The organism is Acidilobus sp. 7A (assembly GCF_003431325.1).
Classification (GTDB): Archaea; Thermoproteota; Thermoprotei_A; order Sulfolobales; family Acidilobaceae; genus Acidilobus.
The window spans coordinates 544,519-559,383 of sequence record NZ_CP010515.1; the positions used below are offsets into that span (position 1 = coordinate 544,519).

A 14,865-nucleotide genomic window follows, 5' to 3' on the forward strand; every position below is an offset into this window, starting at 1 on the left:
CTCACCACCACTTTGAAGACTCAAACGCCTCATAGTCAGTTTCGATGTCGTCGCTCTCCTCCTTGACAACAAAGTCCTTGCGCAGGGGCTTGAGGGCTGCCACAACTGGGGTTAGCAGCAGGAGCCTCAGGTCTGGGTGGCCGTCAAACGTTATCCCGAACATCTCATAGGTCTCCCTCTCCTGGAGCTCAGCGCTCAGCCACACGCGGGTGAGGCTTGGACAGTGCGGGTTGTCCCTAGATATATAAGTTGATAACGATACCATAAACTTTGAGAGGTCCTCGTTTAAGTAGCTTGTCACGTGGTACATGACCTTAAACTGCTTCTTAGCTATGTAGTCGACGGCGCCAACCGAGATAACATGGTCAAAACCTAGCTCCTTCAACTTGACCGCAGCCTCTACCAGGTGCTCGACTGGCACAACAATGTCTATGTAGCCCTTGACGGGCTCCACCTGCGGCTTATAGTCCTTAAGGGCCTCAAGCAGGCTCTTCTGAAGCTCCTCAGCTGTAGCTGGCACCTCCCTCACCCCTCCACCCACATAGGTCCTCCTTAGGAAGCACGTACTTCAGGTCCTTCCTGACGCCCTCTATGAGCCACTTGGAGGCCACACCACGATTTCTAATTATCTTCTGCAGCTCGACTATAGATCTTGCCACGGCCTCAGGCCTTGGAGGGCAGCCAGGTATGTAGATGTCAACTGGCACCACCTGCCAGGGCCTAACTATGTTATAGCTGTTGTAGAATATGCCCCCGTCAAGTGCACATGCCCCCATTGCTATGACAAACTTTGGGAAAGGCATCTGCTCCCATGTTATCCTGACAGTGCACGCCATCTTCTTAGTTACTGTACCCTCTATGATAATTAGATTAGTCTGCCTAGGCCCAACCCATGGCAGGGAGCCGTATCTCTCGTTGTCAAACCTAGGCCCCCAGGCCGCCCCTATTTCGCAGCCGCAGCAGCTGGTCATCAAGTGAACAGGCCACAGGCTGAAGGCCGTGGCCCAGTCGACAGCCTTAGCTATGGTGCCCTTTATCAGGCTCTCCTTAGCTAGCTGGGCTGCGACCTCAAGGTTACCTATGTATGCCTTCCCCTCCTGCTCCTGCTTGGCCTGTGCCATGCCTAATCCCTCCACTCATTAATACTCTTCGATACCCGCGCGCCGTATGCCAACAGGGGGGCAAATACTGCTATCATAACTAAGTATAGTATTAGGAGGTAGTGGTTGTAGCTGGAGGGCGCCGACGATAGGAAAGTTAACAGCACCACGGCTGGCTCCACAGCAAGGAACATTATCAGGTAGCCGAAGTATTGGAACGAGAGCCTTGATTTTCCAACGCCCCTGGGCGGGTTTGATGACTCGAACAGCTTGTACTTGTAAGGCTCCTTGGACTCCACGTGCCTGCTACTCCTTATTACAATGCGAAGTAAGAGTATCGTGCCGACTAGGAGTGCCAGTATTGCGGCGGGCACTATTATAAGCGAGTTGGCTGCAAGCACAAGGGGGCTATACGCGATGGACAATTCTCTGGCTCACCGAACGGATTAACTAATGACCAAATATAAATCTCTTGCTCACTTTCCAATTTTAATCTATGAATAACAACAGGGCGGGTCCCAGCCGCCAAAGGCTGATGTTAATAAGAAGAGGCGCGTTAGTGCTAGCGCTCTTTCATTTTACGTGCAGAGACCTAGATTATGTAAGGTCTTTGGTAGGACTAGGCTGAGGCATATCTTGCGAAGAGGACCAGCATCTAAAGGCGAGAGTTCAAGGGAAGGACGGCCCTAGATTGGCGGTAGAAGAGCATAATAACCTTAAGCGGCTAGGCTGCACCATAGGTGTGCGAAGTGGCAGAGAGGGTGCCGCCTGAGGCGGAGGTCAAGTATAACAAGTACCTGCAGCTGAGGGACACCTACAACGCTATTGTGCAGCAGAGGCTGGCGGCGGAGTCCTCCCTTGGAGAGATAGAGAAGGTCATAGAGGTCCTTAACGGTCTCTCTGACGGGGCTGAGGTATACAAGATGGCGGGCTTCGTGCTTGTGAAGTCAACAAAGGGTGACCTGCTAAAGGAGCTCCAGGACCGCAAGGAGAGCCTTGAGCTGAAGATAAAGGCCCTGAAGAACCAGGAGAACCTTGTCAAGGAGGAGCTAGACAAGGTTGCAAGTGACCTTCAGAGGATGCTTCAGGGCACGTCGTTAGGAAAGACAGCAGGACAGGCAGGGTCCTGAGGGCTGGGCCTTTTGTACGCTAGCCCCAGGGACGTCCTCGCGCTAGTAGAAGGGGCTAATGCTGAGGTCCTAGTTCATGGCAACGCTGACCTGGATGCCGTGGCCTCAGCGCTGTTGGCATGCAGGTTAATCGCAAGGTCAGCAAGGAGCTGCTGCGTCTACGCGAAGGAGGGCCTCAGCAGGCGCGCCAGGGATCTTCTCAGCGCTCTCGTTATTGAACTGCCGCTCTGCGACAGTCTCGATAACAAGGACGTGCTGATAGCGGTTGACGCGAGCAACGTCTCTCAGCTCGGCCTGAGCGAGGAGGAGCTCAAGGGGCATAAGACAATTGTAATAGATCATCATGAGCCTGGGAGTCTTCATAGGCTGGCGAGCGCGCTGGTGGCAGATAAGGAGTCACCCTCGTGCGTGGAGCTGCTAGTCCCGCTGCTCTCTAAGGGCTCCATAAGCCCATCTGAGGCCACCTTTGCGCTCGCGGCGCTGCTAGAGGAGACCTCTTTCCTTGAGAGGGCCAGGCTGAGCACCTTTAAGTCAATAGTGACCCTAATCGAGATGGGCGGTGACTATGGCCTGGCTGTGAAGCTGATTAGAGGGAATGGTGCTGAGGAGCCCATCGACAGAAGGGTCGCCAAGCTCAAAGGGCTCTCGAGGTCCCAGGTCAGTATTACGTGCAATGGTAAGCTGGTTGTCGCGGTTAGCAGCGTTGGGTCGTTTGAGGCTGACGTGGCCAGGACGCTGGTCTCAGTGGGCGCCGATGTTGCGTTAGTGGTAAACGAAAGCAGGGCCTCAATAAGGCTCTCTAGACGCTCCCTTGAGGCGGGGCTCAGCGCTTCAGGCCTGGCGTCATACATTGCTGAAAGACTTGGCGGCGAGGGTGGGGGTCATGAAGGGGCGGCCGTTGCGAGGCTTAGTAGCCCTGCGCAGCCGGAGAAGCTGCTTGGGCTTGCGCTTAACTATGTCAGCGGCGTGTGCGGTGGTCATCAATGAGCAGCCCTGGGCAGAGGAGGCCTAGAATATACGCCGACACGAGGGAGGAGGCCTCAGGTATACCAAAGCTACTTGAGTCTATGAACGTCATCGTGATCAGGAAGCAGCTGCCAGAGGGGGACTACCTAGTGCCACCTGACGTTGCTTTTGAGAGGAAGAGCGCGGCTGACTTCATCTCCTCGCTGTTCGACGGGAGGCTCTTTGACCAGGCCTCTCGCATCAGGGGCACTTACAGCGAGGTGCTCTACATAATAGAGGGCGACTTCTTCAGGGAGCTCAGGTTCTGGAGCGATAAGGAGAGGCAGCTAATAGGGGCCTTGGCTTCACTTGTCACAAGATATGATGCGAAAATACTCTGGAGCGAGGGGCCAAGGCAGACGGCTGAGTACCTGGCATCTATAGCCTCCAAATATGGTAATAGGGGGGCGTCAGGGCCTGTAGTCATAAATAAGAAGCCGTCGATGCAGTCGCTCAGGGAGTGGCAGCTCTACGTTGTTGAGTCGTTCCCAGGCATTGGTGCTAAGACTGCAGAGAGGATACTTGAGAAGTTCGGCTCGCTTGAGGCATTCTTCAACGCGAGCTTAGCAGAGTTGGCCGCCGTTGAGGGCGTCGGGGAAGCTAAGGCTACGAGGATAAAGGAGCTTCTGAAAGCCCCGTTTAAGTCAGGCGTCAAGAGGACTACATTGGACGAGTTCTACGACAGGCCTGCTGGTAGACCTAAGGACGAGGAGAGGTGAAGCTAAGGGTTCACTAAGCCTCACGCTTTCAGGTTGACAGCTCCTTCATCGAAGGAAAGGCCTGCGGACTCTAACATCTTGGATATTATGAAGGTCGGTATAACAGCTATCATCTTGCTGGCTTGGCTTGGAGGAAGGAAACCTAAGACCTTGGTAGATTTCTCAACCAGGTCGTGTAGGTACCTGATGCCCTGCCAAACAATTTCGGTGTCGTCGCGAGCGTTAAGCTCGCTCCTGGCCCACTCAACGAAGAGCTTCTCGCTGGGGTCAAGCTTCTGCTTTGCCCCCCTGAGGTAGTTAGCGAAGTCAGTTATATCATCAGCCACCTGGTAAGCCGTCCCAACACTGTTGCCATAGTTCCACGCGCCCTCGGCCAGGTCCTCGTGCCCGCCAGCTATGACGCCCAGGGCTGCGGCCAGCGAGAAGAGGCTGCCAGTCTTAAGGGAAGCTAGCGTCAGGTACTCAGCAGGCTTAATGCTTAAGGCTGAGTAGGCATCCATTATCTCGCCCCTCACTATTGACTCCCACGCTGAGATGCTGTAGCTGAGGGCTAGAGGACCATAACGCTCAACTAGCTTGAGGGCAGTGGGCACGAGCAGCAGGGATACCATGGCGCTCTTGCCAATGCCATAAAGGATCCAGGCTGACGGTCCTCCCCTCCTCTGAGCGTCCTTGTCTACTATATCGTCAAGTGCCAGGCTGGCCCCCTGCACCAGCTCTATGGCTATGGCAGCGTCCTCGGCCTTCTTGGGATCTCCTCCCACGGCCTCAGCGAAGAGCACGGTCATGAAGCCTCTGAACATCTTGCCGCCCTTAACTATGTATGATGCTAGTCCCTCAACCCCTGCCATCTCGAGCTTGGATACTATCGCATCCAGCCTTGGCTCTATCTCTGACCTCACCCTGCTCCACTTGTCCAGTATGGCCCTGCTCTCTTCAGCAGAAGGCTGCTGGCTCACTGCGACGCCTCCACCTTGTTTGGGGGCGCGCAACTTTATAAATAAAGCCTCTTAAAAATCAATGGCAGCGCGAATGAAAGAACAATGGCTGACAACAACGGATGGATCCCTGCTGTTGGGCCTGGCCTCTCTAATTATAGATGTTGTCGAGAGCAACTGCGAGGATCCATTAACAGCGATGGTAACCTCTGAGGTGCTTGATGAGAACCACCTGAAGGAGGGCATGAAAAGGGGGCTCCTAGAGGTCCACCTAAAGCTAGCGCGTGTAGAACCAAAGGAATTAGTGTACAGGGGAGTCAAAGTGTTCTTCACAGAGGGCAGGGAAGGCTTAATAGCAATCAGGGAGCTCTATGAAAGGCTCCCCATTAAGGTGCTCAGCCTTGATTACTTCAGCCTCTATAGCAGACTTGCAAAGAGGACTGCCGAGAGCGGCGTTGAGTACATGATAGTTTACACGGAAGACGGAGAAGCCCTTGTATTTGAAGGCGAGAAATTTAGGGCGTCGTTGCCAGGGGTAAGGTCGGTGCCAGCCTTAGTCCACACGCACCCAGCGGGCCACTGCGGCCTCTCAAGGAAGGACGTAGAGAGCGGCCTTGAACTAATGATGGACAGGGGGCTTATGGTGGCAGCGGTTACTGAGGATGCGTGCGCAGCTATAATGTATAGGGTTGGGTTACTTGATGAGGAGGACCTGCTAAAAGCGAAAGAGGGGACCCTGGGGGGTCTTAACAGCGTCAAGTTCGTCAGAGTCAACTTAGTCTAAGGACTGTACGCATGGGACTTTAGGCTTCGATAGGCTATGCCCTGATAGGTGGGTCGCTCCTGGCCTTCGGCAGTTAATGCGCGTAACGTAGCCAAGAACTAATAAGAGGGGCTTCTAAGGGGGGGGTGCACTGGGCCTTAAAGGCACGAAAGACGCCCAGGCCCATAGGCTTAAGGTCCTAACAGGTCTGATAGGCTCGGCGGCTTGGGTGGCAGGCCCTTCCTCTCCCTTATCTTCTTTATGAGGTCGTCGAGCATAGAGTCAGGCACTGGAGCCCACCTACTGAACTCGGTGCCCCAGAGGGCCTTGCCGGCTGTGGAGCCCCTTAGCTCTGCTGCCAGGTCGAAGCTCTCAGCGACAGGTATCTCAGCCAGGACCCTAGTTCCCATAGGTGTGTTCTCAACGTCAATTATTCTTCCGCGCTTCTTCACTATGACTGTGGATACAACGCTGAGGTAATCCATGGGTATCCTTATGTCAAGCTTCTGTATAGGCTCAAGCAGGGTGGGGCGCGACGTGAGTATGCCAGCCCATATGGCGTTCCTCACGGCCGGATATATCTGTCCTGGACCCCTGTGGACAGGATCCTCGTGCACCTCGGCGTCGTGAAGAACTACCTTAACTCCCCTGACGGGCTCAGCGGCTAAGGGACCCTCCTTGGTGGCTATCCTGAAGCCTCCAAGTATGGTGTCCTTGACGTCCTTGAGGTACTGGACTCCAGTAGTCATGTCTACAAAGACATTTATGTTCTCATCTATGGCCCAGATCCTCCTGGCCTCGTCGTAGTCCCAGCTGGCCTGGTCCCTCAGTATCTTGGCCCTATCCCTGGCGTCCTGGTCCTCTCTCACAACGCCCCTGTGTATGAGATCTATGGTCTCCTCGTTGAGCGGCTCAACGCTTATGTAGAACCTGTTGTGCTTGTTGGGGCTCTTGCCCTCAAACACCTGGCTCTTCTCCCTTACGGACTCCCTGTAGACTATAATGGGCTGGCTCGCCTTAACCTCAAGGCCGTAGAGCTCCTTCAACATCCAGAGCGCTATCTCAAGGTGGAGCTGACCCATGCCAGAGAGCAGGTACTCACCAGTCTCCTCGTTTATCTTTGCTACGAGGTTCGGGTCCTCTATGGTTAGCTTCCTCAGTGAGTCGACAAGCTTCGGCAGGTCCTGGACCTTGGCCGGCTCTATGGCTATAGTAACGACGGGCTCAGCTATGTAGTGCAGCTGCTCAAACGGGGCCGCCTGCGACTTGTACTGGCTCTCGACCAGGGTCTCGCCGGCCCTCAGGTTCTCTATCCCCATCATGGCTGCTATGTTGCCTGCCGTCACCCTCTGTGTGAGCTCCCTGAAGGGACCCATGTAGAGGCTTACCTGGAGCACCTTACCTGACGTGTCCTGGGACACCACGTAGAGCTCCCTGCCGGGCTCGAGGGTGCCTGAAAACACCCTCCCGGTTGCCACCAGGCCGGCCTTCTCAACATGTATGGCATTCACATAGAATACTGTAGGCCCGTTGGGGTCTGCCTCAAGCATGGCTTTGCCAATGTCGCTGTTGATGTCGCCCTTCCATATCTTGGGTATCCTGTACCTCTGGGCCTCCTTCGGGTTTGGTACAAACTTAACCGCCATGTCCAGCAGGGCCTCGTGAAGCGGCGCCTTCTTAACCAGGGCCGCTACCTTGTCCTTGTCATCGCTGGAGTAGGCGTCTATTATCTGCTGGAAGTTTATGCCTTTCTTAGAGGCTATGGGGACAGTTATGCCCCACTGGTCCTTAGCGCTTCCGAAGGCCACGTTACCAGTCGCGGGATTGAGCTTCCACTTGTCCTTGAACTCCGGCTCAGCGTACATGTCAATGATGTTGTTGACGTCCTTTATTATCTCAACAAGCCTATCCTGGAGCTGCGAGGGCGTCAACCTGAGCTCCTTTATAAGTCTGTCTATCTTATTTATGAAGAGAACAGGCCTGACCCTCTCCTCAAGCGCCTGCCTCAGCACGGTCTCCGTCTGGGTCATGACGCCCTCAGCGGCGTCGACTACGACAATAGCCCCGTCAAGCACCCTCAGGCTTCTGGTTACCATGCCAGTGAAGTCTATGTGCCCAGGGGTGTCTATCAGGTTTATGACGTAACCCTTACCGTTGTACTCGTGGTACAGGCTCGCATTAGCAGCCTTGACGGTCATCTGCCTCTCCTTCTCGACCTTCAGGTAGTCTAGGGCTAGCGCCTCGCCAGCAACCCTTTCTGATATTATTCCAGCCCCGGCGAGCAGGGCGTCGCTGGTCGTGGTCTTGCCGTGGTCGACGTGCGCTATGACGCCTATGTTCCTCACTTGCTCTATATTGTTCATTATCTTCTCTATCTCTGATACCATCTTTACTCGTGCGCCCATAGCTAAGTTCACCAGTTACTTCGCAGGTAAGGTGCGCAATTGAGGGTTAAAAACAGTTCTTAAAGTAAGCAGGATCTTCTTTAAATAATGTTGGTAACGTGCTGCGCGACCTTAAGGTATGTCATAAAGACGTGTAGTTGCTCCCCCTTGGCAAGCCTTGACACCAGCTCGCGATTAAGGTCGGCAGCAGCCTTGCTGCTCCGTATCATTATTGTTGAGCTCTCAACGTAGTCACTCCTCCTGACTATCATCTTGACGTCGTTGTCAGCGGTTATTCGGGGGTCACCCCGTCCAAGCACGGAGTCGCACAGGCCCCCAGCGCAGAGCAACAAAACTATTACACTGTTACTGTCCCTCAACCCCTCCTTCAGCCACTCGGGCAGGCTTGAGGCGCTGGCCTCTGAGGACACGCCTATTATGCAGTCCCCTCTTGGCGTCAGATGGCTTTCGGTAGTTATCTCTATCGTAGTCCTATGCCTAGCTGTCACGTTTACATGGCCATGAGCTGTGAAGTGGAACCAGCGACCCTGAAGCTCCTCCACGCGGGCCCCAGAGCTTTACTGACATCCTCCCGCCCTAAAGGGCGAGGCCTGCCGTTCTCTAGCCAAGTAAAGGGTAATTAGGCTGCAGGAGGCTATTTAATGGCGAGGGCCGGTGCCTTCCTCATTGCAAGCCTCTTATGAGGAGGCCAGGAGGAGGCTGGTAAGTGAGCTGAAGGCCAGAGGATACATCAGGAGCCAGATGGTAGAGATGGCTATGTTGACGGTGCCGAGGGAGCTCTTCGTTCCTGAGGACCTTAGAGGGAAGGCATATGAGGACAGGCCGCTGCCTATAGGGCACGGCCAAACCATAAGCGCCCCTAGTATAGCGGCTTACATGACTGAGCTCTTGGAGCTCTCAGAGGGCATGAGAGTCCTTGAGGTTGGCACCGGTTCGGGCTACAGCGCCGCTGTGCTGGCTACAATAGCAGGCGAGAGGGGGCACGTGTGGACCATAGAGAGGGTACCGGAGCTGGCAGCCAGAGCTGAGGCTATCCTGAAACAGCTTGGATATGGCGACAGGGTGACAGTCATAGTTGGCGATGGCAGCCTCGGCTACAGGCAGGCAGCGCCCTACGACAGGATACTCGTCACAGCGGCCTCCCCCAGGGTGCCTAGGCCCCTCGTTGAACAGCTGGCCGAAAATGGCGTGATGGTGATACCGGTCGGCGGCAAGGAGGGCCAGGTGCTCACAGTAATTAAGAAGGAGGGCGGGCAGGTCTACGAGAAGGCCGACCTGGAGGTAATTTTCGTCCCTCTAGTAGGCGCGGAGGGCTGGCAGGACCAAGGTTAGTTATTAGGCCGCTTAAGGCATGTAAACTATGCTGTGATGCAGTGTGGTGGACGCCGAGCCCCTCCGGGGCCATGAGGACAAGGAGCCCGCTGAGCCTCTCGCTCAACGTTAGGCTTCTAGTACTGGCGCGAGTACCTCATGTATGTCACTGCTGGCCTACCGCACACAGGGCAGACGCCCTCAGCCCTCTCAGGAGGCCACGGGGTTCCGAGGGTCTTGACGTTAAGTTCCTGCATGACCTTGTTGGCGCACTCCTCACTGCCGCACCATGGCAACTCGACGATGCCCTTCCTCTCCTCTATGGCCTTACGGGCCTCCTCGATGCTTGAGGCGCGAGTTATGTGGCTGCTCATAAATTTCCTGGCCCTCTCAGCCAAGTTGGAGTCTATCTCGCTGAGGAGCTTCTTGACGGCTTCGGCTGCCTCCCTGAGGTGAACGCTTGTCCTTCTAAGGGTGTCCCTCCTCACAAGCGTCAGGGTCTCACTGGCGGCCTCCCTGGGCCCTACCTCGACCCTCACAGGGACGCCCTTAGCGTCCCAGTAGTAATACTTGTCACCAGGCGTTGTATCACTGCGATCATCAAGCTTAGCTCTTATGCCAGCCTCGAGTAACGCTGAGAGGGCGCGGCGGGAGTACTCAAGGACCTTCCTCATCTCGTCTTCAGATTGAGACGGTATGGGTATTATTATTGCCTGCGTCGGGGCTATGTTGGAGGGCAGGACAAGCCCCATGTCATCCCCATGAACAGCTATTAGCGTGGCCACGACCCTGTCGCTCACGCCATAGCTCGTCTGCCACGGGTAGTCATACTTCTCGTCCCTGGTGTGTATCCTGAATGAGAAGGCCTTGGTGAAGTTCTGCCCAAGATTGTGCACCGTGCCTATCTGAAGGGTTCTGCCGTCAGGCAGCACAGTGTCGAAGGCTATTGTGTAGAGGGCACCAGCAAACTTATCCCAGTCAGGCCTCCTTGATATTACGTACGATATCCCTAGGCTGTCGAAGAATTTCTTGTAGACATCTATGGCCTCCATAACCTGTCTCTCAGCGTCCTCGAAGCTCTCGTGCACCGTGTGGGCCTCCTTGAACATGCTTATCTCCCTGACCCTGATGAGCGGGCGCGTCGCTTTAGTCTCATACCTGAAGACGCTGACTACCTGGTAGAACTTCCTGGGCAGCTGCTTGTAGCTCTGTATCCAGAGCGACTCATAGTATGTTATAGGCGTCTCGCTGGTCGGCCTCAGCGCTAGCTTCTGGTCAAGCTCCTCAAGGCCGCCGCGGGTGACCCAGTAGACCTCGTCCTCAAAGCCCTTGATGTGCTCCCCCTCCTTGGCAAGCAGGAAGTCAGGTATGAGCAGGGGGAAGAGGACCTCATCATGGCCTGTTTCGTCGAGTAGCCTCCTCAACAGCTCTAGAACGTTCCTCCTGATGCTGAAGCCGTAGGGCATCCAGACGCCCATGCCCTTCACGGGGTACCTGCCGTAGTCGTAGACCTCAGCCCTCTCGAGGACCCAGTCAAACCACTCTGAAAACCTCTCCTGCCATCTCCTCCGCTGGGGCTCCGGCAAGCCTTTCACCTTGGCTGCGTCAGAGAGAAAAAGAGAGGGAAGGTTTTAAAGTAGAGCGCCCTTTAAGCTGCTGTTTAGGTCGGCAGGACGAAGGCCACTATTATTGCCATCAGCAGGCCGTAGATGGCTATTCCCTCGCCGAGGACCACGAAGAGGAAGGCCGTTCCAAAGACCTCCCTCTTCTCAGCTACGGCGCTGACGGCTGCGGCCCCTGCTACGCCAACTGCATAGCCACCTCCTATGCCTGCCAGCCCCACCGCAAGGCCTGCACCTATCGCTTTTCCAAGTACTGCAAATGCGTAGGGCGTTTGGTCGCTCGTGACAGAGGAGCTGCTCGCAGCGTGGGCTAGCGCGGCCCCGGAGGCTATGGCAGCGAGAACAGCAAGAGCGGCTACTGCGACCATGATGGCCCGGTACTTAGGTCTCCTCCAGGCCTCCCTCAGGACGAAGTCTAGGCCCTCAAACAGCTTTGACCTATCAGCCATATGCGTTACCCAGGTAGCTTGATAGAAACTAGTGAGTATATTAAACGAACGCTCAAAGAAAGCGGGCGAACTTCCTTTATTACTACTATGAGTAGTAATAAAGTTCAGTAAGTGAAGAACTGCGGCAGCCTGACCCCCCTCTGTCCCTTGTACTTGCCGCTGTAGGGCTTGCTTGAGGGCGTCTCCATCTTAACGAGCACGAGGTGGAGGAACCTGTCTCCGACGTAGAGCTTCACGGGGAACTCGCTGCCTATGACCTCAATTGTGAGCTGCCCCTCGAAGCCAGCGTCAACGACCGTGCTGGGTATGTAGATGCCTGTCCTGGCCCACGTGCTCCTCAGGTTCACGAGGCCAGCCACGTAGGGCGGGAGCCTTATGTACTCGAGCGTGTGGAGGAGGTAGTGCTTGTGTGGTTCCACTATGAAAAAGCTATCGCCCGCCTCCCTGCAGTCGTAGAAGTCAGAGGGGTTGCCTGGGGACCTGGGGTCAAGGACCTTGTCAGTGTGGACGAAGGCGCAGTAGGCTCCCCCCAGCCTGAGGTCGAGGCCGTTCTCCCTTATTATGTCAGCCTCAAGGGGCTCTACCCAGAGCTCCCCTGCCTTTATGAGGATCTCAATGTCCCTGTCGCTGAGTATCAAGGTTTGCCCAGCCTCCTCTTTGTCAGAACTGGCTACTAACACTCTTAACTCGGTATTACTTTGAATGCAGCAGATAAGCAAACGCGTCGTAATGATGCTTTGATGGAGGGCTCGCATTTAGGTTCAGGGTGAGAAAGGATAGACCTTCGCCCATAAGTTAAGCTTGATGCCGTGCCCCTCGGCGCTCCAGGCCGCCTCAGCCCCCTTTATGCTGTCAACGTAAGTTAAGCCTGAAGGTGGCCCCCACGCCTGGCAGCGAGGCCTGCGTTAGGCGCGGCTGGGGCTCGTGTGTAGAGTACAGAAGGGCCTACGCTGAGATACTCGCCCACCTCTACAAGACAGGCAGCCCCTGGGACGTAGTCCTCTTGGTTCAGCTGCGTAACGGCAGCCGCATAGGCGAAGCCATCGAGGTCGTCAAGGAGTTCTGTAACGCCAAGGGCAGGGCTGACAGCGTGAGGGTGCGCGTAGAGAAGCACGCCAAGGGCGACACGCGCCTCATGGTGCTGTCCGAGGAGCTTAGGGGCGCGCAGGGCAGGGACTACCTTAGGCAGGCCTGCCTGAGGCTCTCGAGGGTCAAGGCGCCTAGGGTCGATATCGCGGACTACTGCCGCAGGGCCTACGGCTTTAACACTCACGCCCTGAGGTACGCCTTCATTACGTACATGCTGAAGAGGGGCGTGTCGCCCTCAATAGTCGCCAAGATAACTGGCCACAGGTCCCTCAACCACATCCTTCACTACACTGAGGTGAGGCTCGCTGAGGAGGTCCTGGCTGGCCTCAGGGGCTGGGGCGCCTTGCCAGTTGAAGGCCAGGGCGCGCCTTGACTTAGAGGGCCGCAAAACTATATTAACCTTTTCGCGCAGAAACTAGCTCAAGGTGCGGCATTCTTGAGGACCAAGAGGGCCCTGGCCCTCATCCTCATCATCGTTGTCTCAGCCTCGCTGCTCGCCGGGCTGTCCTACCTGGTGCCTAGCCTGTTCCACAGGGGGAGAATCATAATAAGGGCATACGCTATAGGGGGCGACGGAGACTCAACCCAGCTCACCAACGCCTCCTTCTCAGTCTGGGCCTGGGCCCCGACCCCCAACGGGACAGAGTTCATTCCCGTCTTCAACGGCACTGGGCCGCAGGCCGTGATAAACCTGAGCAGGTTAGTCAGCTGGGCCGAGGACTGGATACATGCTTATGGCATGGCGGCCATATTCTCCTTTAAGCCCTCAATAACAATTTGGGTCTCTTACCCCATAGCCCTGCCCAACGGAAGCGTTGAGCTTTTGACCCAGCCCTCCTTCCAGCCCCTTAACCTCAGCCTGCCGATCAGCGGCAGCGGGGCCGTGATAAACGTTATGGTGGGCCACCCCTTCAGGACGCTGCTGAACGGAACCCCCCTGAAGGCCAATGGCGAGGAAGCTGGGGCAGCCGCGAGGGGCCTCGCTGAGGCGTCGCCAGGGCAGACCACAACGACGACGGTCAGCACCACGCCAACTACGAGTATAGAGCATTTCATATGTTGGTCGCGCACTGGCATACCATGCTACGTTTGGTACCTGGCACCTCACGTCATTGGTTGGTACCCCAACAACGAGAGCATGGCCCCCATAAGCCTCGCCATTGCCTTAGCGCAGCCCAGTGATGTTAGTGGCAATGCATATACGACCATAAGTATAACGGTGGCCTCTTGGTATGTCAATCAGTTCAGTATAAACGGCCTCACGATAGCTGGCAGCGCGTTCGAGGCAGCTATGAAGGACGCTGAGGTGGGGGACCTGTTCCAGGCTATCAGCCAGCTTTCCCCAGCGCTGGGGACCACGTTCACGTTCACGACTGAAGGAGAGGTCATAGAAAGTAACGGCACAGGGGTCGAAACCCTACCGAGTACAATCATACCGAGTACTCATGACATAGCCCAGCTCTACATGGTTGGCCAGGTCGCGCTGGTCAACTGGACGGAGTATTTCACCGTCTGGCCGTACGGTCCCAGCAGGCCGACGGGGAACTGGTACCTCGGCCTCCAGCTGACGGAGTTTAAGGCAGTGAAGAACAGCAGCGCAGTGGCCCCCGTGATCTATTATTGGCGGGCCTACGACCCGTGCGTTAACCTGAGCGAGTGGGCCAGCGAGCAGCAGGTCCTCATGCAGGACCCAGGCGACTTCTTTGGGCTTGGCATGAACTCCACGTGCCCTCTCCCCAACACGCCAGCGCCCGTCATATGGGAGGACTACGCCACTAACCTGACGCATTACGCTAATGTGAGCCCTGGCAACTCAATCTCTATATCCTACGTGAAACTCTCCGTTAACGGGGGCGAGTCGCCCCTGGGCATAGGCCTTGACCTGGGCTCTGCCATAGCGTGGGCTATAGGTACGGGTCTTATGGTGGTGCCAGGGGGACAGGCGGCAGGCGCTGTTTTAGAGGTGATAGGGGATCTCCTCGGCGCCTTCCAGTACACGACAACCTCAGTGGCAGCGAGCGTAAACACTATTACAATAGCCAGCGACTTCTCGCCCCCGTATTCCGTTAACGTATACTACAGTAACCTGACCCCCGTGTATACCGTCAGCGGCCAGCGCTTCACCCTGCCCAAGGAGCTGATACTTATAAACGTGAGCTCATAGCCTGAAGGCTAAAGGGGCGCCTAAACGCCCTAGTAAAATCTTTTTCTTCGCTTTCCCTTTTTGGCATGAGCTTCTAAACCTCGGCCTCAGCCAGCAGAGACAGAAGTGCCAGGAATCTTACGCGTGGGGAGCGCCGTAAATGGGGCCCTGCGGGCGAGGCGGAGGTCCCT

General features: G+C 55.9%; 16 protein-coding genes. 7 read left to right on the plus strand and 9 right to left on the minus strand.

The annotated features are described in order from the left end of the window. Nucleotide 1 precedes the first annotated feature (1 nt). The 3 genes from SE86_RS02780 to ndhC are packed head-to-tail and all read right to left on the minus strand — an operon-like array spanning nucleotide 2 to nucleotide 1,525. On the minus strand, nucleotides 2–520 hold the full coding sequence (locus SE86_RS02780; protein ID WP_117355078.1) for an NADH-quinone oxidoreductase subunit C: 519 nt from the start codon (nucleotides 518–520) through the stop codon (nucleotides 2–4). After that, nucleotides 504–1,121 (minus strand): NADH-quinone oxidoreductase subunit NuoB, encoded by a 618-nt coding sequence (nuoB, locus tag SE86_RS02785; protein ID WP_174221333.1) that lies wholly within the window; start codon nucleotides 1,119–1,121, stop codon nucleotides 504–506. The genes SE86_RS02780 and nuoB overlap by 17 nt, the downstream gene beginning before the upstream one ends. Before the next feature lie 2 nt (nucleotides 1,122–1,123). Further along, entirely contained in the window at nucleotides 1,124–1,525 is a 402-nt protein-coding gene (ndhC, locus tag SE86_RS02790) for an NADH-quinone oxidoreductase subunit A (RefSeq protein WP_117354182.1), read from the minus strand. Between the two features lie 324 nt (nucleotides 1,526–1,849). On the opposite strand from ndhC, the gene SE86_RS02795 reads away from it, so the two are divergent. Genes SE86_RS02795 through SE86_RS02805 form a run of 3 tightly spaced genes read left to right on the plus strand, consistent with a single transcriptional unit; the run spans nucleotide 1,850 to nucleotide 3,954 of the window. Further along, nucleotides 1,850–2,230, plus strand: coding sequence for a prefoldin subunit beta (locus SE86_RS02795; protein WP_211096696.1), 381 nt, complete (start codon nucleotides 1,850–1,852; stop codon nucleotides 2,228–2,230). Between the two features lie 12 nt (nucleotides 2,231–2,242). Beyond that, nucleotides 2,243–3,217 (plus strand): DHH family phosphoesterase, encoded by a 975-nt coding sequence (locus SE86_RS02800; protein WP_117354183.1) that lies wholly within the window; start codon nucleotides 2,243–2,245, stop codon nucleotides 3,215–3,217. Next, nucleotides 3,214–3,954 (plus strand): ERCC4 domain-containing protein, encoded by a 741-nt coding sequence (locus tag SE86_RS02805; protein WP_117354184.1) that lies wholly within the window; start codon nucleotides 3,214–3,216, stop codon nucleotides 3,952–3,954. Before SE86_RS02800 ends, SE86_RS02805 begins: the two co-directional genes overlap by 4 nt. Before the next feature lie 20 nt (nucleotides 3,955–3,974). On the opposite strand, the gene SE86_RS02810 is transcribed toward SE86_RS02805, so the two are convergent. Further along, on the minus strand, nucleotides 3,975–4,913 hold the full coding sequence (locus tag SE86_RS02810; RefSeq protein WP_117354185.1) for a polyprenyl synthetase family protein: 939 nt from the start codon (nucleotides 4,911–4,913) through the stop codon (nucleotides 3,975–3,977). Nucleotides 4,914–4,986: 73 nt separating this feature from the next. Between SE86_RS02810 and SE86_RS02815 the strand changes: the two genes are divergently transcribed. Beyond that, on the plus strand, nucleotides 4,987–5,676 hold the full coding sequence (locus SE86_RS02815; protein ID WP_148666754.1) for a hypothetical protein: 690 nt from the start codon (nucleotides 4,987–4,989) through the stop codon (nucleotides 5,674–5,676). A gap of 170 nt (nucleotides 5,677–5,846) precedes the next feature. Here SE86_RS02815 and SE86_RS02820 read toward each other — a convergent pair whose 3' ends face one another. Together SE86_RS02820 and SE86_RS02825 are read right to left on the minus strand one after the other, a co-directional pair. Further along, nucleotides 5,847–8,042: an elongation factor EF-2 gene (locus tag SE86_RS02820; protein ID WP_212989743.1), complete on the minus strand. Its 2,196-nt coding sequence runs from the start codon at nucleotides 8,040–8,042 to the stop codon at nucleotides 5,847–5,849. Nucleotides 8,043–8,140: 98 nt separating this feature from the next. After that, nucleotides 8,141–8,602 (minus strand): DUF371 domain-containing protein, encoded by a 462-nt coding sequence (locus tag SE86_RS02825; RefSeq protein ID WP_117354188.1) that lies wholly within the window; start codon nucleotides 8,600–8,602, stop codon nucleotides 8,141–8,143. A gap of 112 nt (nucleotides 8,603–8,714) precedes the next feature. Here SE86_RS02825 and SE86_RS02830 point away from each other — a divergent pair, with 112 nt between their 5' ends. After that, nucleotides 8,715–9,392, plus strand: coding sequence for a protein-L-isoaspartate O-methyltransferase (locus tag SE86_RS02830; RefSeq protein ID WP_211096697.1), 678 nt, complete (start codon nucleotides 8,715–8,717; stop codon nucleotides 9,390–9,392). 116 nt (nucleotides 9,393–9,508) lie between these two features. On the opposite strand, the gene proS is transcribed toward SE86_RS02830, so the two are convergent. The 3 genes from proS to dcd all read right to left on the minus strand — a co-directional run bounded on the left by proS (nucleotide 9,509) and on the right by dcd (nucleotide 12,080). After that, the gene (gene proS / locus SE86_RS02835) at nucleotides 9,509–10,957 is read right to left on the minus strand and encodes a proline--tRNA ligase (protein ID WP_117354190.1); all 1,449 of its coding nucleotides are present in this window, start codon (nucleotides 10,955–10,957) and stop codon (nucleotides 9,509–9,511) included. A 74-nt stretch (nucleotides 10,958–11,031) separates the two neighbouring features. After that, nucleotides 11,032–11,442, minus strand: a complete 411-nt coding sequence (locus SE86_RS02840; protein ID WP_117354191.1) for a hypothetical protein — start codon at nucleotides 11,440–11,442, stop codon at nucleotides 11,032–11,034. Between the two features lie 104 nt (nucleotides 11,443–11,546). Next, nucleotides 11,547–12,080: a dCTP deaminase gene (gene dcd, locus SE86_RS02845; RefSeq protein WP_117354192.1), complete on the minus strand. Its 534-nt coding sequence runs from the start codon at nucleotides 12,078–12,080 to the stop codon at nucleotides 11,547–11,549. Between the two features lie 236 nt (nucleotides 12,081–12,316). Here dcd and SE86_RS02850 point away from each other — a divergent pair, with 236 nt between their 5' ends. After that, nucleotides 12,317–12,904: a tyrosine-type recombinase/integrase gene (locus tag SE86_RS02850; RefSeq protein ID WP_117354193.1), complete on the plus strand. Its 588-nt coding sequence runs from the start codon at nucleotides 12,317–12,319 to the stop codon at nucleotides 12,902–12,904. Nucleotides 12,905–12,967: 63 nt separating this feature from the next. Beyond that, nucleotides 12,968–14,695: a hypothetical protein gene (locus SE86_RS02855; RefSeq protein ID WP_117354194.1), complete on the plus strand. Its 1,728-nt coding sequence runs from the start codon at nucleotides 12,968–12,970 to the stop codon at nucleotides 14,693–14,695. The last annotated feature ends 170 nt before the right edge of the window (nucleotides 14,696–14,865 follow it).

Excerpts from the sequence above, each read along its gene's own strand:
- nuoB (WP_174221333.1), bottom strand. The coding sequence starts at position 1,121 with ATGGCACAGGCCAAGCAGGAGCAGGAGGGGAAGGCATACATAGGTAAC.
- SE86_RS02805 (WP_117354184.1), top strand. The coding sequence starts at position 3,214 with ATGAGCAGCCCTGGGCAGAGGAGGCCTAGAATATACGCCGACACGAGG.
- SE86_RS02815 (WP_148666754.1), top strand. The coding sequence starts at position 4,987 with ATGAAAGAACAATGGCTGACAACAACGGATGGATCCCTGCTGTTGGGC.
- SE86_RS02820 (WP_212989743.1), bottom strand. The coding sequence starts at position 8,042 with ATGGTATCAGAGATAGAGAAGATAATGAACAATATAGAGCAAGTGAGG.
- SE86_RS02840 (WP_117354191.1), bottom strand. The coding sequence starts at position 11,442 with ATGGCTGATAGGTCAAAGCTGTTTGAGGGCCTAGACTTCGTCCTGAGG.